This is a genomic window from Enterococcus sp. HY326, from assembly GCF_026157065.1.
Taxonomy (GTDB): Bacteria; Bacillota; Bacilli; order Lactobacillales; family Enterococcaceae; genus HY326.
Genome location: NZ_JANLGQ010000001.1, coordinates 932,519 through 954,896 on the forward strand (window position 1 = coordinate 932,519; position 22,378 = coordinate 954,896).

At 41.6% G+C, this 22,378-nt stretch carries 21 protein-coding genes and 1 tRNA gene; 10 read left to right on the top strand and 12 right to left on the bottom strand.

The window, feature by feature from the left end:
* Positions 1-170: 170 nt before the first annotated feature.
* From ORH16_RS04470 to ORH16_RS04495, 6 genes are all read left to right on the top strand, one after another.
* A complete protein-coding gene (locus ORH16_RS04470; RefSeq protein WP_265456589.1) occupies positions 171-893 on the top strand; it encodes a hypothetical protein in 723 nt (240 codons plus the stop codon).
* Between the two features lie 316 nt (positions 894-1,209).
* Positions 1,210-1,884, top strand: coding sequence for a response regulator transcription factor (locus tag ORH16_RS04475; RefSeq protein WP_265456591.1), 675 nt, complete (start codon positions 1,210-1,212; stop codon positions 1,882-1,884).
* On the top strand, positions 1,857-2,993 hold the full coding sequence (locus tag ORH16_RS04480) for a sensor histidine kinase (protein WP_265456593.1): 1,137 nt from the start codon (positions 1,857-1,859) through the stop codon (positions 2,991-2,993). Before ORH16_RS04475 ends, ORH16_RS04480 begins: the two co-directional genes overlap by 28 nt.
* A gap of 83 nt (positions 2,994-3,076) precedes the next feature.
* Positions 3,077-3,736 carry an ABC transporter ATP-binding protein gene (locus tag ORH16_RS04485; RefSeq protein ID WP_265456595.1) on the top strand — a complete coding sequence of 220 codons (660 nt, stop codon included), beginning with the start codon at positions 3,077-3,079 and terminating at the stop codon, positions 3,734-3,736.
* Complete coding sequence (locus ORH16_RS04490) at positions 3,737-6,220, top strand: ABC transporter permease (RefSeq protein ID WP_265456597.1); 2,484 nt, start codon at positions 3,737-3,739, stop codon at positions 6,218-6,220.
* A gap of 195 nt (positions 6,221-6,415) precedes the next feature.
* Positions 6,416-8,362 carry an FAD-dependent oxidoreductase gene (locus tag ORH16_RS04495; RefSeq protein WP_265456598.1) on the top strand — a complete coding sequence of 649 codons (1,947 nt, stop codon included), beginning with the start codon at positions 6,416-6,418 and terminating at the stop codon, positions 8,360-8,362.
* Here the strand turns inward: ORH16_RS04495 and ORH16_RS04500 are convergent.
* From ORH16_RS04500 to ORH16_RS04545, 10 genes are all read right to left on the bottom strand, one after another.
* On the bottom strand, positions 8,359-9,231 hold the full coding sequence (locus ORH16_RS04500; RefSeq protein WP_265456600.1) for a LysR family transcriptional regulator: 873 nt from the start codon (positions 9,229-9,231) through the stop codon (positions 8,359-8,361). The genes ORH16_RS04495 and ORH16_RS04500 overlap by 4 nt on opposite strands.
* A 210-nt stretch (positions 9,232-9,441) precedes the next feature.
* Entirely contained in the window at positions 9,442-10,623 is a 1,182-nt protein-coding gene (locus ORH16_RS04505; protein ID WP_265456602.1) for a MalY/PatB family protein, read from the bottom strand.
* Entirely contained in the window at positions 10,624-11,682 is a 1,059-nt protein-coding gene (locus ORH16_RS04510; RefSeq protein ID WP_265456604.1) for a M24 family metallopeptidase, read from the bottom strand.
* Between the two features lie 27 nt (positions 11,683-11,709).
* The gene (locus ORH16_RS04515; RefSeq protein WP_265456606.1) at positions 11,710-13,035 is read right to left on the bottom strand and encodes a PTS sugar transporter subunit IIC; all 1,326 of its coding nucleotides are present in this window, start codon (positions 13,033-13,035) and stop codon (positions 11,710-11,712) included.
* Between the two features lie 25 nt (positions 13,036-13,060).
* Complete coding sequence (locus ORH16_RS04520; RefSeq protein WP_265456607.1) at positions 13,061-13,405, bottom strand: PTS sugar transporter subunit IIB; 345 nt, start codon at positions 13,403-13,405, stop codon at positions 13,061-13,063.
* A 36-nt stretch (positions 13,406-13,441) separates the two neighbouring features.
* Entirely contained in the window at positions 13,442-13,747 is a 306-nt protein-coding gene (locus tag ORH16_RS04525) for a PTS lactose/cellobiose transporter subunit IIA (protein WP_265456609.1), read from the bottom strand.
* 11 nt (positions 13,748-13,758) lie between these two features.
* Positions 13,759-14,802 carry an aminopeptidase gene (ypdE, locus tag ORH16_RS04530; protein WP_265456611.1) on the bottom strand — a complete coding sequence of 348 codons (1,044 nt, stop codon included), beginning with the start codon at positions 14,800-14,802 and terminating at the stop codon, positions 13,759-13,761.
* A gap of 1 nt (position 14,803) precedes the next feature.
* The gene (locus ORH16_RS04535; RefSeq protein ID WP_265456612.1) at positions 14,804-16,657 is read right to left on the bottom strand and encodes a BglG family transcription antiterminator; all 1,854 of its coding nucleotides are present in this window, start codon (positions 16,655-16,657) and stop codon (positions 14,804-14,806) included.
* Positions 16,658-17,155: 498 nt separating this feature from the next.
* Positions 17,156-17,635, bottom strand: coding sequence for a GNAT family N-acetyltransferase (locus tag ORH16_RS04540; protein WP_265456614.1), 480 nt, complete (start codon positions 17,633-17,635; stop codon positions 17,156-17,158).
* A gap of 96 nt (positions 17,636-17,731) precedes the next feature.
* A complete protein-coding gene (locus ORH16_RS04545) occupies positions 17,732-18,577 on the bottom strand; it encodes an SDR family oxidoreductase (protein WP_265456616.1) in 846 nt (281 codons plus the stop codon).
* A gap of 175 nt (positions 18,578-18,752) precedes the next feature.
* On the opposite strand from ORH16_RS04545, the gene ORH16_RS04550 reads away from it, so the two are divergent.
* From ORH16_RS04550 to ORH16_RS04565, 4 genes are all read left to right on the top strand, one after another.
* Positions 18,753-19,217, top strand: coding sequence for an Rrf2 family transcriptional regulator (locus ORH16_RS04550; RefSeq protein ID WP_265456618.1), 465 nt, complete (start codon positions 18,753-18,755; stop codon positions 19,215-19,217).
* A 22-nt stretch (positions 19,218-19,239) separates the two neighbouring features.
* Entirely contained in the window at positions 19,240-20,007 is a 768-nt protein-coding gene (locus ORH16_RS04555) for a metallophosphoesterase family protein (protein WP_265456620.1), read from the top strand.
* Positions 20,008-20,059: 52 nt separating this feature from the next.
* The gene (locus ORH16_RS04560; RefSeq protein WP_265456622.1) at positions 20,060-20,320 is read left to right on the top strand and encodes a hypothetical protein; all 261 of its coding nucleotides are present in this window, start codon (positions 20,060-20,062) and stop codon (positions 20,318-20,320) included.
* Positions 20,321-20,802: 482 nt separating this feature from the next.
* Positions 20,803-21,000, top strand: coding sequence for a hypothetical protein (locus ORH16_RS04565; protein ID WP_265456624.1), 198 nt, complete (start codon positions 20,803-20,805; stop codon positions 20,998-21,000).
* A 652-nt stretch (positions 21,001-21,652) separates the two neighbouring features.
* Here ORH16_RS04565 and ORH16_RS04570 read toward each other — a convergent pair.
* The gene (locus ORH16_RS04570) at positions 21,653-22,114 is read right to left on the bottom strand and encodes a universal stress protein (protein ID WP_265456625.1); all 462 of its coding nucleotides are present in this window, start codon (positions 22,112-22,114) and stop codon (positions 21,653-21,655) included.
* Between the two features lie 77 nt (positions 22,115-22,191).
* A tRNA-Ile gene (locus ORH16_RS04575) sits at positions 22,192-22,265 on the bottom strand.
* Positions 22,266-22,378: the final 113 nt, after the last annotated feature.

The window sequence follows — 22,378 nt, forward strand, 5'->3', positions numbered from 1 at the left end:
TCAGCAAATTTAATCCCTTTAATTTTTCATAATATAAAAATGAAATCACTGATTCCGGTATTGGGATAAAATTCAAAATATAACTAACAGTTCAATAAATTGACGATAAATCTCCTGAGGAATAGACTAGGCAACGAGTCAAAAACAAAAATCTTAGGAGATGTTACATTATGTTTAAAAAAGCAATTATTAGCGGGGTTAGCCTTGCAGCCTTAACAGTTTTATTAGCAGCTTGTGGATCAAGCACAACTTCTTCCAGCTCAAGCAGCACAAGTGAATCGACTTCTATGAGTTCTTCCATGAGCACAAGCTCTTCTAGTGAAGCAACTGCAACTAGCGCAACTGCTGGCGAAATTATCGGTAGCGATACAAGTTCAGATGGTTCTGCAACAGAAATTACTTTACCTGGTGATACAGTAACTTTTGAAGTGCCCGTATCTAGCAGCGAAGAATACTTACACTTTGCCTTCATGCACGCAGCCTCTGGTGAAAAAGGTTGGTACTTTGCCCCTGAATCTGAAGATGGCATTGCCTTGAGCTCTTCTATGTTTGATGACGCTGACACAGTAGATATCACTGACCAAATCGCTTTGTTCGCCGCTCCTGATGCAACAACTTCAACAGCAGTAACAGCTAACGATGGCGATTTAATGTATGGTACTTCTGATAACTATTTGAAAGCAACTGTGACAATGGAAAATGATATGTATGTAATCACCATTGAAAATACTTCAACTGGCGACTACGAAACACCATTCTCTTCTGGTGTTTGGGAAGTAACTGATATGAAAGAAACTAGCTTTGACCACACTGCCTCTGCTGCTCTTTCTACATTAGCAACCTCTGGTAAACGGGCTGACCTTTACACAGAAGTTTCAGAAGCTAGCAAATAATTTTTAATTCGCATATTTCTAAAAATCATACACAGTTATTGCCATTTCTGTTGTCTTACCTATAAATCAAAAATCCCCCGATTTTTTTGATTTGTAGCGGTGATAGGAGTTTTACAGCTGAAGGATTCCAATCATATTGATTGAAAATTTTTTTTACAGTATTAATTTGTATCACTGCTACTTTATATAAATAAGTTTTTTAGCCTTCTGTTCCAGTATATTTGGAAACAGAAGGCTATTTTTTTGTGCACTACTGGTTCTTGCTAAAAACTTTTTGTACAATAATGGTAAGAATACTGCATTGAAGGAGGCCCGCATGGAAAAAATATTACTTCTAGAAGATGACTCAAATTTAAGCAAGGGAATTCAGTTGTCTTTGAGTAAAGAAGGCTTTTCCGTCATCCCCTGTCTGACCATTGCGGCGGCAAAAGCTGCCTTTACTACAGAAAATTTTTCTTTAATCATCAGTGATATTTCTTTACCTGACGGCAGCGGACTAGATTTTTGCCGTGATGTGCGCCGGCAGTCCAACGTTCTGATCCTTATGCTGACTTCCTATAAAGAAGAATATGATATCGTCACTGGTTATGAATATGGCGCAGATGATTACATGACCAAGCCCTTTAGCTTGATGGTCTTGATTTCTAAAGTCCGGGCATTAATGAACCGCCTGCCGGATAAGCAAGCACGACTATTGATTTCAGATGGCTTAAAGCTGAATTTATCAGAGATGAAAGTTTCTTTTGATGGTGACCCTTTGCCACTAAGTAAGACAGAGCTACAGCTGTTGATAACCTTTATGGAAAATCCCAAACAGATTCTCTCTCAAGAACAGCTATTAGCACGCATCTGGGATACAAAGGGCGACTATATTGACGGCAATACAATTTCCGTTAATATCAGCCGGTTACGGCAAAAAATCGGCAAAGACCGGGTGAAAACTATTCGAGGAGTGGGCTATTTATGGGTCAACGACGTTCAAAAACACTAATCCTAATTTTTTTGCTGATGATTATCTGCGGGGGACTGCTGTGGTTGAACTCGCAACGAATGCAGACTGCAATTACTAACGAGCGGGACATTTTAATTGGCCAGCTGGCTGCCACTGGCGAATTTTCAGAAGCTGAGATTATCCAGCTGATTACTACTGACTTTGCAGAAGAAACACGCGCAACTGGGCAAAATTTAAGTGCGAAATACGGCTTGACTGATGCGTTGACCCCTCAGCAACATATTATGCAAAACTATCAAATCGTCAATCTAGTTATTGTTGGCTTAAGCTTTCTTTTGATGGCAACAATTTTACTGTGGCGACAACGATACGCTAAAAAGATTTTTCAAAAAATGACGGAAGAGCTCGCTCATCAACAGGAACAGCTGGAACGAACAACGCTCCAGTTACAGCGCCAATCTAATGAGGGAAATCAGGTAAAAGAGAGTATTACCGACATTGCCCATCAGTTAAAAACGCCTGTTGCCTCTCTGCGTTTAAGCATGGAGATTGCTCTTTCCGAAAATTATTCTAAGGCTGAACGAGAAAGCTTTGCGAAGCAGACGGAAGTTCAAATTAATAAACTAGATTTAATGTTGGATGGCCTAGTTAAAATATCGCAATTAGAAGCTGAGCTGATTTGCTTAAAGCCACAAGCTTATTCTCTGAAGAAAATTGTTGAGGAAGTCATCAACGGCCTGATTATGAAGGCGCTTCAACAGGAAATTGACATTGAATTAGAACAGACAGCGGACGCCGTCGTTTTTGTCGACCGCAAATGGACCCGTGAAGCTATCGGCAATGTGTTGGAAAATGCCATCAAGTATTCCCCACTTCATTCTGTGATTCTTGTTCGTCTAAGTGCTTTAGTAACCTATGCCCTCATTGAAATTCTCGATGAAGGTCCCGGTATTCCTAAGGGCGAAGTCAATCTGATTTATCAACGCTTCTATCGCGGGACAGAAGCAGAAACCTCCAGCCTCGAAGGTTCTGGAGTTGGTCTTTATTTAACCCGCAAAATTATTGAAGAGCAAGGGGGCGTTGTGAAAATGTTGCCCCGCATTCCCGAAGGAAGTAATTTTCAACTAACGCTGCCGTTGAGCCGCTAGTTTTCTTACAAATTTGTTACTCTTTTTGAAAGTGAATTGCAAGTTTCCCCTTCTATACTAAAAAGAAACGGGAGGGAATCGAAATGATTTTAGAAATTAATGATTTAGTGAAGCACTATGACGACGGTAAAGAGATTGTCAAGGCGGTTGACCATGTGAACTTGGTGGTAAACAAAGGGGAATTTGTTGCAATTGTTGGGAAATCCGGTTCAGGAAAAAGCACCCTGCTAAACTTAATGGGTGGCCTAGATCGCCCCGATTCCGGCGAGGTTATCATCAGCGGGGAAAATATTTTCCAGCTGAAGGATGACCAGCTGGCAGCTTTTCGCCGGCAAAAAATCGGTTTTATTTTTCAGAGTTATAATCTGATTCCTTCTTTAAATGTCTGGGAAAATATTGTCTTACCGATTGGTTTAGATAATCGAAAAGTAAATGTAAATTTAGTTGAAGGTATTTTAGAGACGATTGGCTTGCAGGATCGTAAACACTCACTCCCCAGTGAACTATCTGGTGGGCAACAACAACGGGTAGCCATTGCTCGGGCTATCGCTGCGGAACCGGCAATTATTTTAGCAGATGAACCGACGGGAAACCTAGATACAAAAACTGAATTAGAGGTCATGTCCTTACTGAAAAATTCAGTTGATAAATTTGGTCAGACATTGCTTTTGATTACCCACGATGAATCAATTGCTCAAATGGCTGACAGCATCGTCCACATTGAAGACGGGCGGGTGGTTTAAATGAAGACGATTTTCAATCTGGCCTGGTCCAATACAAAATTTCATCGGGGAAAAAATATTTTATCAGGTATTGCCATCATTTTAACGACTGTGCTCGTTTATTTGGTTTTAAGTATTGGAATCGGTGCCCTTAATGTTCAAAAATATGCTGTCAATGAGCTATATCCCACTTTTCATGCTATGTACCGCAATGTTTCTGAAACCACCAAAGACCAGTTGGTTTTACATGATCAAATTGAAACCTACGGACTGCGGCAAGATGTTGCTGAAGTGGATTTAGGTGCCAACCAGATTTTAATGACATTTTTTGACACCGAAGTGCTAAGCTTATCCAAAACAACTTTTCTTGAAGGGCATGCACCAGAGAGTCGCCAAGAAATCGCAACCTCTAAAGCCGCTTTAGCTGACTTAGGTTATCCAGATGCAACCTTGGGGGAAACTATTTCTTTTGACTATCAGCCTTACGAAAAAGACGGCCTCGGCTATGCCCAGACTGGAGAATTTCAATTAGTCGGGATTTTACCTGACGGAACAAGCGATACGCAAAGTTCCGGCCAGCTTTTTTCGATGCTGGTGGCGCAGGATTTTATGGAGGAAATAGTGCCTAGCAATCAAAGGGCTTATCGCCTGCTAGTGCGCTTAAACTCAGCTGACAGTGCGTCAACCGACGAGCTTGAAGAGGCAATCGAAACTATCGGCAATAATTTTGGTATAAATGAAAGTGACATCGTGGTAAATAGTGATTACCTCTTTGCCAACTACGTTGACCCAAGCTTTTTGACTGGTGTCGCTGCTATCATTGTAATTATTTTAATTGCCGGTGCACTGACAATTTACAGCATCTATTATGTTTCTTTAATCAATAAAGTCCAAGAGTTTGGCAAGCTAAGAGCCTTGGGAGCGACGAAAAAACAAGTTCGCCGTACTGTGCTTTTAGAAAATTTATTTGTGGCGGCGCTAGCGATTCCCATCGGAGTTTTCATCAGTCTCATCAGTGTAAAATTTATCTTCCAAAAAATGCTGAGCAATATTTCCTTTGAAACAGTTCTCCTACCTGTTATGCGGGAAGCCATTTTACAGGGGAAGGTTCGCTTGTTTATCCCTTGGATTCTCTTATTAACGATTGCAATCAGCCTGATTACGGTAGTCCTGTCATCATTAAAACCCATGCGCTATGCCAGCAAGATTATGCCGGTAGAAGCCATGCGCTACAGCGGTGAAAGCGGCAATCGGAAAAAAAATCGCAAAGGATTTCTCCATTTAAACTTGCGCCGATTGACCGAGGCCAATTTGATGCGCAACAGAAAACGAACCTTGATGACAATTTTTTCTTTAAGTTTGATCGGCATTCTCTTTGTCATCGTTTCAACTGTCATTAGTTGTATGGAGCCAACCCAAATAGCACGCAATGAAATTGCCGAAGATTTTCGCCTCACGATTCAATCTGTCTCAGGGGATAAAATGCATCCAGAACAGGAATGGTCTGCTATCCAGCAAAACAACCCCCTCACCTCAGAGGCCATCACTACTCTTGAATCACTTGATGGTGTCGTTTCGGTTACGCCTCATCAAGCGATGAAGTTTACCATGCCAACAGTCCTTGATCACTATGACGATTTGCCATTTGGCGGCTTTATCAGTGGTTTTGATGAAGCCCAGTTTCAACAGATTGCCAAATACATTTCTGCAGGCTCAATTACTTATGAGGAATTTTTAAAGGGAGATAAAATTATTGCGACAGGATATGTCATTCGAAACGTCCCTGAGATAACTGTCGGTCAGCAGTATCAATTTGATTTTCTTTCTGGTGAGGAAACTATTTCTAAGACGTTGACCGTCGCAGCTTTGGCAGAGGTCCCCAATGCCTATGATGTTAACAGCAACTTTTTGATGAGCAATCAAAGTCTTGCCGCCCTCAGTCCCTATAACCTGACTTATTATCTGGATATCGAAGCGGCACCAGAAAAAAAAGCCTCTGTCACTGAACAGCTGGAGGCTTTCGTTGCCAGTCATGAACATCTAGCAGTAGATTCCTATGACCAGTTCTTAAAGGAACGGCAGGCTACTAATGTTTTAATCGGTGGCGGTGCTTACGGCATTATGGTGGTCTTGGCGATTGTCGGCATCATGAATTTAATCAATACAACCATTGATAGTATCTTGAGTCGCAAAAAAGAGCTTGGCGTTATGCAAGCACTTGGCATGTCAAATCGTCAAATGCGCCGTCTGCTCCAAGGAGAAGGTCTTTTTTATGCCGGTGGAATTATTTTTATTTCGCTAACTGTTGGCAGCCTAGCAGGCTATGGCTTTTTCTTATATGCCAAAGCCAACGCTATTTTGCAAATTACCGTCTATCACTACCCTTTCACGCAAGTGATATTGCTGGTGACAATTATCTTATTAGTCCAGCTTTGTTTGACCATTGCCACCACTCGGCTGGTGACCAAAGAAACCATCATTAGCCGCATTCGCAATGCTGGTTAAGCAATAAAAAATAGATGAACGGCTGCAATTCTCAGCTGTTTGTCTATTTTTTTATTATCTCAGCTGAATGCCGCAAAGTTTTTATCACAACAAAAACTTGTAGTGAAGAGAAAAACAACTGTTAGCCACTGCAACACTTCTTGTGATAATTTTAACATGTAATAATTACTTATCACTTAGAAGGGAAGTTTTTTTATGAAACAGTCTTATCCGCATATTTACCAATCCTTAAAAGTTGGTCCCTTGACGTTAAAAAATCGACTACAATTTACACCAATGGTTTCCTGTCATGCGACACCTGAAGGTCGAGTTACACCTGAGCTAGTTGCTTTTTTGGGAATGCAAGCTCGTAGTGGAGTCGGCTTGGTAACGATTGGTGCCACCGCCGTTGATAAATTAAACGGCGAGGATTTTCAAGGTGCGTTGTCAGTCACCGATGATAGTGACATTCCCGGGCTAGCATTATTAGCCGAAGAGGTGCATCGCTATGACTGTAAACTTTCTGTTGAATTGAATCACGCTGGCCGGGCCGCTGATACTTCGCTTTTAAAAACCAAACCTTTTGCCGCCTCCAATTTTCCGCTGCCCGATAAAGCCCGTGATTTGAAAGTCATGACGCAAGAGGATATTGATTTTGTCGTTAGTGAGTTTGCTGATTGTGCTGAGCGCTGCCAAAAGGCCGGCTTTGACATGGTGATGATTCACGGAGCTCACGGCAATCTCATCGGTTCGTTTTTATCACCGTTAGTCAATAAACGGACCGACCAATACGGCGGCAGTTTGGAAAATCGCATGCGGTTTCCTTTAGAAGTCCTAGCGGCAGTCAGAGAACGCTGCGGCAAGCAATTGGCACTTGAATATCGTATTTCTGGAGATGAACACGCTCCCGGTGGATTGAAAATTGAGGAAGTCATTGAATTTGCCAAGGCAGCTGAAAAATATCTCGACTTGATTCATATCTCCGGCGGCATGGTGGTGGACAGCCGCTACCAAAAATATTGTTTCCCGACGCCTTACAGTGATTATTATGTCAATGTCGAAAATGCAGCAAAGGTTAAAGCAACCGTCACAATCCCAGTGGCAACAGTCGGCTCAATTGTTTCCTTAGATAACGCCGAAGAAATTTTAGCCGCTCAACAAGTCGATATTGTCGGTATGGCCCGCCAAAATTTAGCGGATGGTCACGTCGGCACCAAGGGCCTCTATGGAGAAGCCGAAACAATTCGCCCTTGTATTCGCTGTATGAAGGGCTGTGGCGAAATCTTTTTTGGTCGCCAAATTCGTTGCAGTGTCAATCCTGTCGTCGGACGGGAAACCCGTTATCAAGAAATTCCCTTATCACCGCAGCCGAAAAAAGTCCTGATTGTCGGTGGCGGGGTTGCCGGTATGATGGCGGCCCAAACTGCTCGGCAAAGAGGCCACGAAGTAGTCCTTTACGAAAAAGAAAATGAATTAGGCGGCACACTTCATGAAGCTAGTTGCCTGCCCTTTAAAGGAGATTTGCGTCGCTATTTGAAATGGGATGTGGCCGAAACTTATCGTAGTGGCGCCCGCATTGAATTAGGTCAAGCTGTTGATGAAGCAGTGATTGCTGCAGAGAAACCAGATATCTTGCTAGTCGGCGTTGGAGCAAAACCCGTTGTGCCGCCAATTGAAGGGACTGATGGAAAAAATGTTCATCTGGTCAGTGATGTTGACAGCCAAAAAGTTGCAGTCGGTAAAAAAATTGTTGTTTGCGGCGGCGGCTTAAGTGGCGCAGAATCAGCATTGGCGCTGGCCATGCAGGGAAAAGATGTCACTATAGTCGATATGATAGCTAAAGAAGATATGTTTAGCAGCTTATTTTTCATTGTCCGCAATCACTTATGGGACTTGCTGAAGGAATACAATGTGCAAATTTTAGACCAAAAAAAAATCCAACGCTTTACAGGAGCTGGCGTTGAAGTAATTGACCGCAATTGGCAACAGCGAGTTTTACCGGCGGACGACATTGTCATCGCTTTGGGGATGAAAAGTAACCAAACTGTTTTTGATAGCTTAGCACCGCTAGTTCCCCGCTCTTATCAAATCGGCGACAGCAAAAAAGTTGGCGACATCCATGCCGCCAACCACACTGCCTTCAATCTAGCAGTTGAGCTTTAAAATTTTTGCAATAGAAATTCTATGAATTGGGAAATTTGTGGCTTTGCTGGTTGTGCTGTTTTACGCAACGCTACGATTTCCCATTTTTCTTCGGTGATTAATGGTCGAGCGACTAGCTGCGGTAATTTTATTTCAGCCACAATATGGGCCACTCCTAAGAAAAGACTTCCGCTGGCAATCGCAAACTTCGCTAAGGTGGTTGTTTCATTTGAGGTGAAGATAATTTTAGGCGTAAAGCCCGCCGCCTGACACATGGTCAGAAAATTCTTCTGCATGCGATAACTCTCATCAAAGCTAACAAAGTTGCATTCTTTTAAATCAGCCAAACTCAAATCAGCTAGCTGAGCACAGGGATGGTCCTGCCCCATCAAAATAAAATAATTTTCTGCCGTCAATTTGGTTTTTGCTAAGCCGGAAATTTTTTCAGAGTTGACGGATAGCGCCAAGTCAACTGCACCTGTGCGAACTTTTTCTTCGCAGGATAAATCGCTAGCGTGCTGAATCTCCAGCTGAATGGTCGGGACAGCGGTTTGAAAGCTGAGCAAATCGGCAATCGAAAGAGAGCGCAAAATGCCTGGTGCCACCGCAATTTTTAATTGGCTGCTACCAGAAAAATTAGCCTTGATATCTGTTTCCAGCTGTCGAAATTCTGCTAATAGCGGCAGCGCCCGTCGGTATAAAAAATCGCCGGCTTCCGTTGCAATCATTTGGTGATGCTCTCGGGAAAATAGTAATAGCCCTAACTCACTTTCCAACTCCTGCAGACTGCGACTGAGACCCTGTTGGCTAATAAATAAATCTTGACTAGCTAAGGTCAGATTTTTCCGCTGATAAATTTGGACAAAATAGCTCAGCTGCTTGATATTCATCGCCGCTTCCCTCCTCAGAACAGGTTTTTCTTAAGTATAGCAAGAAAAAAGCTAAGACAAAAGATACTTGGCAGTCTGTTAAATTAGAAAATTTATTTCGCTTATTAATAAGAAAAAAATCGATTGCCCATTTTAGCGTCATCTCAAAAAATTTTTGAGGCTACACTTAATTGGGTCAACCGATTTTTATTTAGTTATTGACGACTACTTTCAATTTTTTTGTCGCTTATAAACTGTCTCGATCCGTTCCAGTGCTTCTAACAATAATTTTCTAGGCATGCCAATACTTAAACGAACAAAGCCCTCCCCGTCTTGAACGAAATAGCTGCCCACCACCATTGTCAAATTGGCCTCTGTGAAAAAGGCGGTCATCTCTGCCTCATTAGCAAACCAATTGTGAACATCAATCCAAGCTAAAAAAGAAGAATCGGCTGGCATAACGGTAGCCTCAGGAATTTTTTCAAAAAATTGATAGACGACTTGCAGATTTTCGGCAACGTAGTCGATCATCTCATCCAGCCAGGCTTCGCTTTCGTTGTAGGCAGCAATTATAGCAGGCACTGCAAACACATGGGGTGACGTGATGGAATTGCGTTTTAATTGTTCCAATAAAATTTCTCTGACCGCCTGGTTGGGAATCACCACGTAGGAAGTCTTCAGGCCGCCGAGGTTAAAGCCTTTATTCGGCGACACGCATAAAATGCTCTGCTCTTTAATTTCGGGGCAAGCATTCCAGATGGAGGTAAAGACCTGATCTTTAAAGACAATATCCCGATGAATTTCATCACAAACTAGGAGCACCTGATACTTTAGACATAGCTCAGCCACTTGACACAGCTCGTCTTTGGTCCAAATTCTGCCAGAAGGATTTTGCGGACTGCAGAAGATAAAGACTTTGATTTGACCAGTTGCCATCAAGCTTTCCATATTTTCAAAATCTAAGTAATAGCGATTGTTACGATTGATTAGCGGACTACAAAATAATTCCCGCTGATTGTGAACAACGGCCTCGGCAAAAGGATCATAGGCCGGTGTATTGATTAAAACGCCGTCACCGGTTTCCGTATAAGCCTGCACAATATACTGCAAGGTTGAAACTGTGCCAAAGGTCAGCTTAATCCAATCTTTTTCAATTGTTGTTTGATAACGCCGTTGATTCCAGTCAATCACGGCTTCATAAAATTCGTCGGGGATATAGGTATAACTATAATCGCCGACACTGGCCCGCTGCTGAATCGCCTGTTGAATAGCCGGCGCTACTTCAAAATCAATATCCGCTAAATCCATCGGAATGGCTTCTTCATCAAGGCCGAATTTTTCTTTTAAAACGGTGTTGCTCCACTTGCGGGCATTACCGGCTTTGCGATCAATTACTTTATCAAAATCGTACATCTACTCACCTACAATCAACAATTCTTTAGTTGTTTTATTCAATGGCAGGCCGCGACCATCTTGAATCACGACATCATCTTCAATTCTGACGCCGCCGATTTCTGGTAAATAAATCCCTGGCTCACAGCTCATCACCATATTTTCTTGTAAAATCGTTTGACTAGCGGGATTTAAAATAGGCAAATCGCCACCCATGCCAATGCCGTGACCGAGACCATGACTAAAATACTCCCCATATCCTGCCTCAGTAATCACTCTGCGGGCCACCTCATCGACATCATGGCCGGTGACACCGGCTTGAATAGAATCAGCTGCTGCCTGTTGAGCTTTTTTAACGACGTGATAAATTTCCGTCAATTTTTCAGAGGGCTGGCCTAACGCAACAGTTCTCGTCATATCCGATTGGTAATTATCTAAGATAACGCCAAAATCAATGGTAATCAAATCACCGGCGATAAACTTTCTTAAAGTTGGCCGACCATGAGGCATGGTGCTACGGGGACCGCTGGCAATAATCGGATCAAAGGCCATCCCACTGGCACCTTTTTTCAACGACAGATATTGCACCAGTGCTCCTAATTCATTTTCCGGCATTCCCGCATGAATCTGCGGCAAAATTTCTTGAAAGACTTCATCGGTTAATTGACAGGCTGCTTGAATTTTGGCAATTTCTTCAGCACTTTTGATGGCCCGCAGATTCATAATCTGCTCCTGCCATAACGCCACGGTAAATTCTTTGGTCAGAGCAATGTATTCCTTCAGTGATAAGCCATTTGCTTCAATGGCTAAGTTGGTCAGCTGATGTGCCTTTAAATATTCAAAAATTTTTGGCAGATAGCTGCCTTGCGGGACCTCAATATTTTCAAAGCCTGCTGTTTTTTCTTTAATTTCTTGGCGATAGCGACCATCATAAAATTGAATTTGCGAAGAAGGCGTGACAACTAGATAGATGCCACTGCCTCCTAATGAGCCGAAATACAGCTTATTTTCTTTATTTTTTATGATGATGGCATCGCAGTCGGCTGCTGTTAGCAAAGCCTGTAATTTTTCAATTCTCATCCTGCTACTCCATTTCACTTGGCGAAATTAGAAGTCTAAGTCAAGACCATCCAAGATATCACTATCTTTTTCGTCGAAGATTTTCTTTTCTTCTTGTTTCTTGTGTTCATTTTTCAATTCATTGCGTTCCATAATCTTGAAGAATGGTAGATACAAGGCAACTGTCAACACTAGTTGCAAGCCGTTAGCCACGATGGAGCGCCAGTCGCCATTGGTTAAGAAACCTTCCAAGAAAACACCTACATACGGCGGGTCAAAAATTGGTTTGCTGAGCCAGCCCCAGTGCATTAAGAACATTGGTAACGTTCCGATAATCGCCCCACCAAAAACGTGAGGGATAAACATGATGGGATTTAAAATAATCGGTGCCCCGAATAAAATCGGTTCGTTAATCCCAAACAATGCTGGGAACAAGGAAACTTTCCCGATTTGACGATAGTGCTTGCTCTTAGACAACATGCAGGCAATCACACAGCCAATGGAAATCCCACAACCGGTAAAGCCGAAGAAGGCACTGGAAGCTCCCGCTGTGTAGAAATGCGGAATTGGTTCGCCAGCTTGGAAAGCGGCAATATTTTCCGCAATAAAAGCCACCATAATTGGCCGCGTAATCGGACTGAACACTGAGGAGTGAATCCCAAAGAAGAAAATCAAACAGATACAGAAGTTCAAGGCCAAGACTGACCACGGATTATCCATTGAACCAACTAATGGTGCTAAGAAACGCGTTAAGATGGTTGGTGGTAATTCCCCAACTGTATTCATAAAGATAAAGCGACCTAAAATAAAGGTGCCCCCGACAATTAAAGTAACCGGTATCAATTCAAAGGAGCGGGAAACAAAGTCCGGCACACCTTCGGGCATTCTGATGGTTAAATTTTTCTTTTGACAGAAGTGATACAATTCAACCGTGATTAAAGAAACAAACATGGCGGTAAAGAGACCCTTTGCCCCTAAGTTGGTCATATCTAGAGCGCCATCTTCAGTAAAAGTTGCGACCATAAACAAGAAAGCAAAGGTTGATAAGGTAATGGCACCTGGAATATATAGCTTGTAATGATTGGCTAAATTATAAGCAATCGCCATACAGGCATACAGACCAATCAAGCCTGTCGATAATGACACTGGCAAATTAAATAATTCCGCATTGTTTAAGATAAATTGACTAAAGGCATTGCCTTCTCCCAGCATATTCGGCAGTGCTGGTAAAATGGCGAAGAAACTGCCTAGGATAGTAAAAGGCGTCATCGCCACCATCCCAGCTTTAATTGCGCTGAGATGGGGCTGGTTATCAACTTTATGGGCTAGGGGGACAAAGAAACGATTCATAAAGGCTTCAAATTTTGCGAACATAGTTTTTCCCTCTCCTTATGTGAAATTAAACAGCTTTTTGATTCGCCATCTGATGTTTTTTATAAGTAACTAACGCTAGTTTCATCACGGTAGCGCCATCCATTTGACCATAAACATCTTTATCAATCACTGCAAAGGGAATATTTCTTGGTTCTAAAACCGATTTGATAAAATCAACTTTATGAGTGATTTGTGGTCCGACTAAAACTAAATCCCAGCCGTCAATTTGATCTTCAATTGAATCTGCAGGAATCGCTGTAAAATCAAAATCCTCATCCTTTAATTTTGCGCTTTGTTGGACAACCTTGCGCATATTTTGCATTAACATATTAGTAGAAAAGCCTCCGGCACAGCATAGTAAAATTCTCATGATACATTCTCTCCTTAATTGGTTTAGTATAATTTTTTATTCAAATACCGTGATTAGTGTTTCGATTAAATCTCTCGCCAATTGACTGGTCATATAGTGATCTTGGGCATGGACCATCAAAAGGCCAATCTCTGATGATTCCTCGTCTTCATTCAGCTCTTTTGAAATTAATTCCGTTTGAATATTGTGGGCTTCTAAATCCAGCGAGCGGGATTCTTTGATTAATTCCCGCGCCCGGTCAAATTCTTTGGTCTTCACACATTTCAATGCTTCAAAGGCTTTGGCCTTGCTGTCTCCGGAAATAGAAATCAATTTCACAATGTTTAGTTCTTCTGTTGTCATCTTTTACTCTCCTAAATAAAATTCACCATGCGGCGATAAGTTTCTTCATTAAAATCAAGTAGCAATTGTTTATACAAAGCAATCATCTGGTCAACATCTTGACCGTTAACAATCGAATAAGCGCAGTGTCCATAGCGAACTGGCAAAATAGTGACGACAGTTGGCTTGCCTTCATTGACTTTATGGGCTTCGCCGCCGTCCGTACCGCCGGCGTTAAACATATCCAGTTGTAGCGGTAGCTCGGCCTTTTTAGCTGTTTCTTTAACATATTGCAGCATTTCTAAATTTGGTGCTAAGGTCCGGTCAAAATGAGTTAAAATCGGACCGGCACCGATTTGCCGCTGATTAGTATGATTGCGGACAAATTGTGTACTAAAGGTGGCAACATCAATCACAAAGACGATATCTGGATTGATTTTTTTAACGGCTGTCTTGGCTCCACGAATGCCGACCTCTTCACTGGAGGTATTAGCAAAATGGACAGTCAGCGGTAATTCAACTTCTGCCAGCTCCTTCATCAGCTCCGCCATCACAAAGCAGGCGAGCCGATCATCAAAGGCTTTGCCGGCATAAATATTTTTAACAGCAAAGGCTTCAAATTCTGTTGCATAGCAGACCATATTGCCGACTTCAACTCCCAAAGCAGCAACTTCTTCTGCGCTGGTTGCCCCTAAATCACAGTAAAGATTTTCGGTGGCACCATTTTGAAAATCACCATTGATGACAGCGCTGATTTTGCGACCGTCAAATGTTGTGATGCGGACTTTTTGCAAATGTTGGGCCAAAGGCTTCACGCCGCCGACCACCATCAGATGAATCAAGCCTAACTCGCTGATACTGCGGACCATAAAGCCAACCTCATCCATATGGCCGCAAATCATAATACTCTTGTCAGATTGCTGACTTCGCTTGGTAAAAATCAGACTGCCCAACCCGTCCGTCGTCTTTTCATAGGACAGCTTGCCAACCTCGGCTAAAATGGCTTGGCGCACCTCTTTTTCATTGCTGGCAATTCCGTCAGCGTTTGATAAGGCTTTCAAAAAATTGCTGTTCAACTTACTTCCTTCTTCCTAAAACTTTCTTTAATGTATAGTAAAATTCTTGAAAATTATTACTCTTAACTAAAATCGCTACCGCCGCTGGATTACTCATCAGCTTACTGAGCTCTTTAGAAATAATCCGATGCCGCTCCAGTTGTTTTTCCTCTAGAGAAACCATAAAAATAATTTGCGGATTATTTTGGGCCTCGCTAGCCCCCTCTGGTAATACGCCGACAAAAATTTGATTGCGACTGCCCTGCATGGTCAGTGGATGGGGAATCGCAATTCCATTTTGATAAACCGTAGACAGATAATCTTCCCTTTCTAAAAGGGAAGCGCTGTAGCCGGAATCGCCGCCAGCTGCCTCTAAATTTTCCGACAGCTCAGCTAAAATCTTTCGATAAGGTTGCTTAGGTAAAATCGCAAAATTTTCTGCTGAGAAAAGTTCGAAAAAGCTTTCTTCAATCGAAAAATTTTCCTCCTGCTGCAACAAGTCGAGGTTTTCACTGACCTCCAGATAGTCCAGCTCGCTTTGGACTTCATTGATTAAAATCACCAGACAATTTAATTCCAGCTGCAATTCAATAATCGAAAAAACTAAATCTGGAAAATAATCTTGAATCTTTTGGACTTCAAACATTGAAAAGGTTTGAATTTTGGCCTGCGGGAAAATCCGCCGCAGTTTCATTTCCACTAGATAAGCCATCCCGCCCCCAGAGGAACAGACGACAGCGATGCGATAAATATTTTCAATCAGCTCCTGCTGCCGTTTATGAAACGGCACTGTCATATGGGTCGCCAGATAACCGATTTCTCCTGACGAAATCGTCAGCTGATATTGCTGCTCTAGCCATTTGGCAAAGAGTACCGCATAATTGAAAATCGTCGGATATTTTTTGCTAATTTCTTCGACATAGGGATTATCCAAAGGCAGCGCCTGCCTTGAGCGCTCAATCAATGAGGCGACATGCAGATACACCAGATGGATAAATTCTTGATCTTCAGCAAAATGGGTCTGCTGCTGTTGATCCTGTTCTTTAAAGTAGTTTAAAATTTCCAGCTGCAGCTCCTCTCGGTTGCTGCGGATAGCCAAAGTCTTGGTCTTGGCTAAAATGCTGGCCTCAAAATACTGATAGGCTTCCTCAGAAAGTTGTAACGAAAGCCCCGCTGCTTGAAACAGCTCCGCCAACAGATAGCCCTCTGACTTAGCAACTGTCCCTTGACTTTCAATCAGTATCAGCAGCATAATTTCCTCTTCTAAATGACGAAAGTCGCTGTAATCAATATCCCATTGCCGCTTGGCAACCAATTGGAACAAGGCTGCCTGCAAAGCTTGACGTTTGGAGTCTGTCAATGCTTCAGCTAATAGCTCCTGCAGCTTAGGATTTTCCCGTTGCAAGCGATCCATCAACAACAAAAGTCGGTTGCGTAAATCACCGATGATTCTGACACCATAGTGGGCTTTGCGCTCTAATTTAAGTGCGGTACCATCGAGATATTCGGCGAGCTTGGCCAAATCATTTTTAATTTGGCTTTGGCTGACTAAAAAAATCTCGCTGATTGCTTGAATTGTTTGATATTCCTCTTTGACTAATAAAACAATCAGCAGCGATTCTAAACGCATCTGTTGCATGTCAATTGAAGAGTCGTTAGCATTTTTTTGATATTCTTGAAACAATTCTTGATCGGTAATCACTAAATGATAGCCCAGCTTACGGGAACGTTCGATGAGAAAACCATTCTCCGTTGCCGCCAGCTGCTGAAGATCATTACGAATTGTCCGAGGCGACACGCCGACAATATCCGCCAGTTCATCCGGCTTCAGATATTCTTGGGCTAATAAAGCCATTACAATTTTTGCCTCCCGCATCCCTTCAGCTCCTTTGTTTAAGCGCTATCATTTGACATCCCCAGTATAGAAAAATCTTTCGCAATAGAAAAGTCCATCTTTTGCCATTTCTTTTTGCAAAAATTAGCTGAAATGAAAACAACACAGCGCTGGTCAAATTTTTTGATGATTTGTGAATGAAATCACTTTTTTAAAGATAACTAATTTCCCAGAAAAATACGGGAAAACTCATGGTTAGTTCTTTAATAAAATCATGAGAGAACTATCATTGTTAACATAAAAAAAGCTGAAGGTGTCTGCTTCAGCCAAATTTTAGAACACTATTGCCAACTCATTACAAACCCACTAAAGATTCACTACCGAATGCTCAGAAAAAACTTAAGCAGCTGCAATAAAAAACAAGAAAGTCGTCGCTAGCGAGAACTGCCATCAAGAAAGCTCATCCCACAGCTAAATATCCTCTGAAAGCCAAAGCATAATTTCAGTAGTTTTGTGCAACCCTGCATTACCGACTTTTACCTATAAGACATAATAATAGATAAAATAATCCTCAAATTCTCCTGAGGGTAACCGAAAACCCTGCGGCACAGCACCCGCTTTTTGAAAGCCGATTTTTTCGTAGAGATGAATGGCGCCGGCATTATTAGCGACAACCGCATTAAATTGCATCAGCTGAAAACCAGACGCTTTGGCGACCTTCAATGAATCTCGAACCAGCTGCTCGCCGATTTTTTGGCCTTTGACATCCCGCTTTACACCATAGGATGCATTGCCTACATGACCAATCCGGCCGATGGAATTTGGATGTAAGATGTAAAAGCCAACCACTTCCCCCGCCAATTCCGCCACCTGAGTGCGGGTCTGTTCAGCAAAGAAAATTTCAGCTTGGGCTGCTGACAGCTCGCTCTCTTGGGGAAAATACAAGCCATCTGCCACCACTTCATTCCAAATCGCCGTCACTGCCGGCAAATCTTTTTGTTGATACTCCCGTAAAATCATCTGTCATCCTCCAAACTAGCTAATAAACTTTAAGTATACCCTAGACCAACAAAAAAAGCCCCGCCTTGAGGGAGACTTTTCAGTAGTTATTGGTAATTATTGTAATAATTCCTTGACGCCTTCTGCTAGGCTAGTAAGTGGTCGGCCTAAGGCTTTGGCAAAATCATCGGACGTAACATCTAGCACGCCCGCTTTAATATCTGCTTGGAAGCCGTAAAAAATTTCAGCGACCGGGGCTGGTAACCCGGCTGCTACGAGGCTCGCCTCGAAATCTTTTTGATTGGCGTCCTTAACGGCTAATGTTTTACCAGTTGCTTCTTCTACAGCAGTCACCAGTGTTTGATAGGTAACAGGCGTGCCAGAAAGCTCTAAAATTTCTGGATAGTCGCTGCCGGCAATCGCTTTAGCGCCGACTTCAGCGTATTCCCGCCGTAAAGCCCAACCAGTTTTACCAGCGCCACCAGCATGAACAAATTCTCCGCTTTGTAAGGCAGCGCCAATTAGTGGCAATTCATTTTCCAAATACCAATTATTTCGCAAAAAAGTGTGGGGAATACCAGCTGCTTCAATAGCTTTTTCAGTATAGGCATGGTCAGCTGCTAATGCACTGACTGAATTTTGCGCATCAGCAAAACTTGTATAAGCGATGTAAGAAACTCCCGCCGCCTTGGCAGCGTCGACAACATTTTGGTGTTCCTGTTGGCGATTGCCCGGCGCTCCGGAAACAAATAGTAAGCGATCAATTCCTGCAAAGGCTGCTTTTAATTCTGCTGGCTGATTGTAATCGGCAAGACGGACATTAACGCCGGCCGCTGTTAAGTCAGCCGCCTTTTCAGCGCTGCGGGCCAACGCATAAATATTTTCTTGAGGCACTAACGCCTGCAAACTTTTTAACGCTGCTGTTCCAAAACCGCCGGTGGCACCTGTGACTAAATAATTCATAATAAATCGCTCCTTTTTTTCTGTCAGCAAATTTCCAGAGAAAACCAAAAATTTTTGATTGCTGACAACTGATTTTTTTTGAATTTTTTATTTTTCAGCTGTAACTTTTTTAATTACAGCATTATCTTACAGTTTGTGCTAAGATTAGTCAAGAATTTAATTCGGAGGAATTTAGATGCGTTATTCAGTTAGATTTTCAGATGCGATTCACATCTTAGCTTATATAGAAATGTTTCAGGGAACTGATTTATCCAGTGAGATGATTGCCAAAAGTATTGAAACAAATCCCGCCAACGTTCGCAAATTGATGAGTTATTTGCGGAACAGCCAGCTGATTCTCACTCAAAATGGCAAGGCCAAACCGACATTAGCCCGCAAGCCTGAGGAGATTACCCTCTTTGATATTTATCGCAGCATTGAAGGAGAAAGCAATTTAATTCAAGTGGATGAAAAAACCAATCCAGCTTGTATCGTTGGCGGAAATATTCAGAAGGTTTTACAAGCAAAATATGACGACCTGCAAGCGGCAGTCGAAGCCGAAATGAAAAAAATAACTTTGGCAGAAATTATTCATGATATTTCTGTCGATGAAGTTGCCCAAAGACCGGAAAATTTCCAGACGGTCAGCCGCTTTTTATAAAGGAATGAAAGAAGTTTAACGAATGAAAAAATATTGGGGTATTGTGGGCGTAGGCCTGTTGCTGCTTGTCGTTTTTATCGGCATCAGCTGGTCTCAGGTCACCGAAAAACAAAGCTATTTGACAACTGAGGAACAAACCGATTTTTGGTTGATCACCGATCCGCATTTTTTAGCACCTAGTCTCCACGATGACGGTGAAGCCTTTCAATTTATCCAAAGTACCGCCGCCGGTAAAGATTTGCGCTATCAAGAAGAAAGTCTGACAGCCTTTGTTGATCAGGCTTTAACGGCTAAACCAACAGGTATTATTATCACCGGTGATTTAACCTTGAACGGTGAAAAAGTCAGCGCTGAAAAATTGGCGGAAATTTTAGCACCACTGGAAAAAGCCAACATTCCAGTTCTTTGCATTCCGGGAAATCATGATATTTATGATGGCTGGGCCCGCAGTTTTGCCGGCGACCAGCAAAATGTCGTTGCTAGTATCACCCCAGATGACTTTAAGAATTTATTTCCTGATGGCTTTACGCAGGCTGCCAGCAGTGATCCAGATTCTTTAAGTTATACGATTAATCTCAATCAGACCTACCGACTATTTTTCTTGGATACCAATATTTACAGCGAAGCCAACAGCAGCAGTCAGCCAACTACTAACGGTGTGATTACTGATAATTCTCTAGAGTGGCTGACAGAGCAGCTGCAAGTTGCCAAAGATGAAGGCCAGACTCCCGTCGTTTTTATGCATCACAATCTTTATATGTATTATTGGTCTAATGGTCACAAAGTATAGTGACTATTCACCACCCCGCCACTTCTGGTAAAATAGCTGTGAGGTGAACTCTATGGACAAGTATACGGGATTGCTGACGAAGATTAGATTAATCAAAGAGGAGCCGCTTTTGGTACGTTTTACGCTAGTTGACGAACACGAAAGGATAAACTGCCTTGTAGCTAATCCTCGTATTGCTATAAAGATTCTTATGCTGCCTAATGATAAATATAAAGCGAGCGTGATTGGTCATCGGAATAAGTACGACCAATTAGTTATACGCTGGTTAGCTGTGGATTATGTGGATAAGTTTACAAGGGAGTTGGGTTTATAGTGAAACGTCAAAGCGGTTGTTTCGCTGATATGCTATTTCTTTTATCAATATTTTTATTAATATTCATTTGCATAATACTTTTTCATTAAAGTCCGATTTTTCGGGCTTTTATTGCGGGAAAGTGTTGACAAATTATACTATGCATAGTATAATTATATTATAGAAATGAGGGAGGTGAAAAGATGAATTTAGATGAACTAAAAAAAGCAGTCGAAATTGTTGTAGGAATTCTAACAGCCACCACGCTACTAAAGAAACTCCTTAACAAAAAAGACGACTAGCTTTCGGGGGAGGTTTCCTCCCCTGTTCATCTTAAATTTATCATACTATGAGTAAAAAGAAAATATTTTTATTGTTGTTTCTGGTTTTAAATTTGGTTTCTGTAGTTCTAATCATAAAAGATTTAGTGCCGCCAATTTACGGAACAGTCTTGGTTTTTGCTGATGCTCTGTATGTTATTTACGATTCAAGGAGGAAAAAGAATGACAAAAGAAAATAGTCAAACACAAGCCAATAAACGGTGGCAAGAAAAAAATAAAGAACGAGCTAAGTATCTTAGTAATCGCTCTCGCTCTCGGTCGTTTATTAAAAATCAAGCCACCGACGAAGACCTAGAGGAACTTAAGACACTAATTATCGACCGTCAGTACGCTTTGAATGAAGAGATGAAAAACAAATAAAAGAGACTTTCCTGCTAGCTAGGCAGAGAAGTCTTACGAATAAAAAATTGATGATGTAGTTACTATACTCTCTATTCATAAAAAAGCCAATTAATCGACCTTTACCATCAATAAGATAGATATTTAATAACTAAAAAAGACCCTCCAGCTGTCCATCAACAGCTAGAGGGTCAAGAGCAGAATTTGCTCAATGGATTAACTTTACTTTACCATAATATTGTTACAATTCAAGTTTTTTGATATATTAATTTCAGGGTAGGTAACATGTAGTCGTCTAGCGGAAACTAGGCGGCTACTTTTGTACAAAAAAGTAACCCCCTGAGAGGGATACAATCAGAGGGCGAATAAAAAATATTATTCGATTGGGAGACTAAATTATATCATAGGCTTGCCAACTTGAACAGCTTCCGTTAAAATACAAAAGCAAATATTTTTGCGTCAATATTCATTTACCTAGTTATCCGTTAAGTGGTCAAACAGATAGCGGAATTAGCTACTCGTTAAAATGAGTGGCTATTTTTGTGCTATAATCAATTTGTGGCTAAAACATTTCAAAAATACTGAAATATTGTTATTTTACGCACAACTAGCCACACTGCACTTGGCGGAAAACTTGTGCAGACTTGAGACAGCCGGTTTCGGCTGTCTTTTTTTACCTAACAATCAACAAATTACTAGTTGTATGTTTTATGATATGTTTAGTCATAGACTCTAGATCTCTCTTTACTAAAAACTCATCTTTTTCACCGATAACTATTAAATCAATATCATGTTCATTTGCATATTTAGGTACAGAGTGTTTTGGTTCGGTATATGTGATTACACTTGAAACGTTAGTAAAGCCACGTTGATTTACTTTAGCAATGAATTCATCAATTTGTTCTGCGAATTCCTTATCCAATTCTTGTGTTGATTCATAAGAATAAGGAATATATATTTCATTTGTAAAACCTGTTGGAGCTTCTGCCATCTCAATGTCTATGTCAGAATTATTCGGATTGTAGAACAGAATGTATAAAGTTGCTCCTTTCAAGTTAATACTCTTAAGAACTTGGTCAACTGGACTGGCTGCATAATTTGAGCTGTTGGCAACAATTAGAATATTTTTGTACATGGCTATCACCTCATAGTTTTTCTTAAGTATACCACTATGAAATGATTTATATGCATAAGAACACTTTGCGATTTTTATGTACCATGCAGGACTCGAACCTGCGACCGGACGGTTATGAGCCGTCTGCTCTGACCAATTGAGCTAAAGGTACGTGAATTGATTATAACACAAGAAAGCCGCCACTCACTTAAGAGTAGCGGCTTGATTGTTGAATCCTTTTCTAAAATTAGGTTATCCCAAAATGCCAGCAACTGGCTTTTGACC

What these genes read in the sequence shown, in the direction of transcription:
- ORH16_RS04525 (WP_265456609.1), bottom strand. Translation starts at nt 13,747, where the DNA reads ATGACAACAGAAGAACTAAACATTGTGAAATTGATTTCTATTTCCGGA.
- ORH16_RS04490 (WP_265456597.1), top strand. Translation starts at nt 3,737, where the DNA reads ATGAAGACGATTTTCAATCTGGCCTGGTCCAATACAAAATTTCATCGG.
- ORH16_RS04475 (WP_265456591.1), top strand. Translation starts at nt 1,210, where the DNA reads ATGGAAAAAATATTACTTCTAGAAGATGACTCAAATTTAAGCAAGGGA.
- ORH16_RS04485 (WP_265456595.1), top strand. Translation starts at nt 3,077, where the DNA reads ATGATTTTAGAAATTAATGATTTAGTGAAGCACTATGACGACGGTAAA.
- ORH16_RS04505 (WP_265456602.1), bottom strand. Translation starts at nt 10,623, where the DNA reads ATGTACGATTTTGATAAAGTAATTGATCGCAAAGCCGGTAATGCCCGC.
- ORH16_RS04500 (WP_265456600.1), bottom strand. Translation starts at nt 9,231, where the DNA reads ATGAATATCAAGCAGCTGAGCTATTTTGTCCAAATTTATCAGCGGAAA.
- ORH16_RS04520 (WP_265456607.1), bottom strand. Translation starts at nt 13,405, where the DNA reads ATGAGAATTTTACTATGCTGTGCCGGAGGCTTTTCTACTAATATGTTA.
- ORH16_RS04495 (WP_265456598.1), top strand. Translation starts at nt 6,416, where the DNA reads ATGAAACAGTCTTATCCGCATATTTACCAATCCTTAAAAGTTGGTCCC.
- ORH16_RS04535 (WP_265456612.1), bottom strand. Translation starts at nt 16,657, where the DNA reads ATGCGGGAGGCAAAAATTGTAATGGCTTTATTAGCCCAAGAATATCTG.
- ORH16_RS04555 (WP_265456620.1), top strand. Translation starts at nt 19,240, where the DNA reads ATGAAAAAATATTGGGGTATTGTGGGCGTAGGCCTGTTGCTGCTTGTC.
- ORH16_RS04570 (WP_265456625.1), bottom strand. Translation starts at nt 22,114, where the DNA reads ATGTACAAAAATATTCTAATTGTTGCCAACAGCTCAAATTATGCAGCC.
- ORH16_RS04550 (WP_265456618.1), top strand. Translation starts at nt 18,753, where the DNA reads ATGCGTTATTCAGTTAGATTTTCAGATGCGATTCACATCTTAGCTTAT.
- ORH16_RS04560 (WP_265456622.1), top strand. Translation starts at nt 20,060, where the DNA reads ATGGACAAGTATACGGGATTGCTGACGAAGATTAGATTAATCAAAGAG.
- ORH16_RS04470 (WP_265456589.1), top strand. Translation starts at nt 171, where the DNA reads ATGTTTAAAAAAGCAATTATTAGCGGGGTTAGCCTTGCAGCCTTAACA.
- ORH16_RS04480 (WP_265456593.1), top strand. Translation starts at nt 1,857, where the DNA reads ATGGGTCAACGACGTTCAAAAACACTAATCCTAATTTTTTTGCTGATG.
- ORH16_RS04515 (WP_265456606.1), bottom strand. Translation starts at nt 13,035, where the DNA reads ATGTTCGCAAAATTTGAAGCCTTTATGAATCGTTTCTTTGTCCCCCTA.
- ORH16_RS04545 (WP_265456616.1), bottom strand. Translation starts at nt 18,577, where the DNA reads ATGAATTATTTAGTCACAGGTGCCACCGGCGGTTTTGGAACAGCAGCG.
- ORH16_RS04565 (WP_265456624.1), top strand. Translation starts at nt 20,803, where the DNA reads ATGACAAAAGAAAATAGTCAAACACAAGCCAATAAACGGTGGCAAGAA.
- ORH16_RS04540 (WP_265456614.1), bottom strand. Translation starts at nt 17,635, where the DNA reads ATGATTTTACGGGAGTATCAACAAAAAGATTTGCCGGCAGTGACGGCG.
- ORH16_RS04510 (WP_265456604.1), bottom strand. Translation starts at nt 11,682, where the DNA reads ATGAGAATTGAAAAATTACAGGCTTTGCTAACAGCAGCCGACTGCGAT.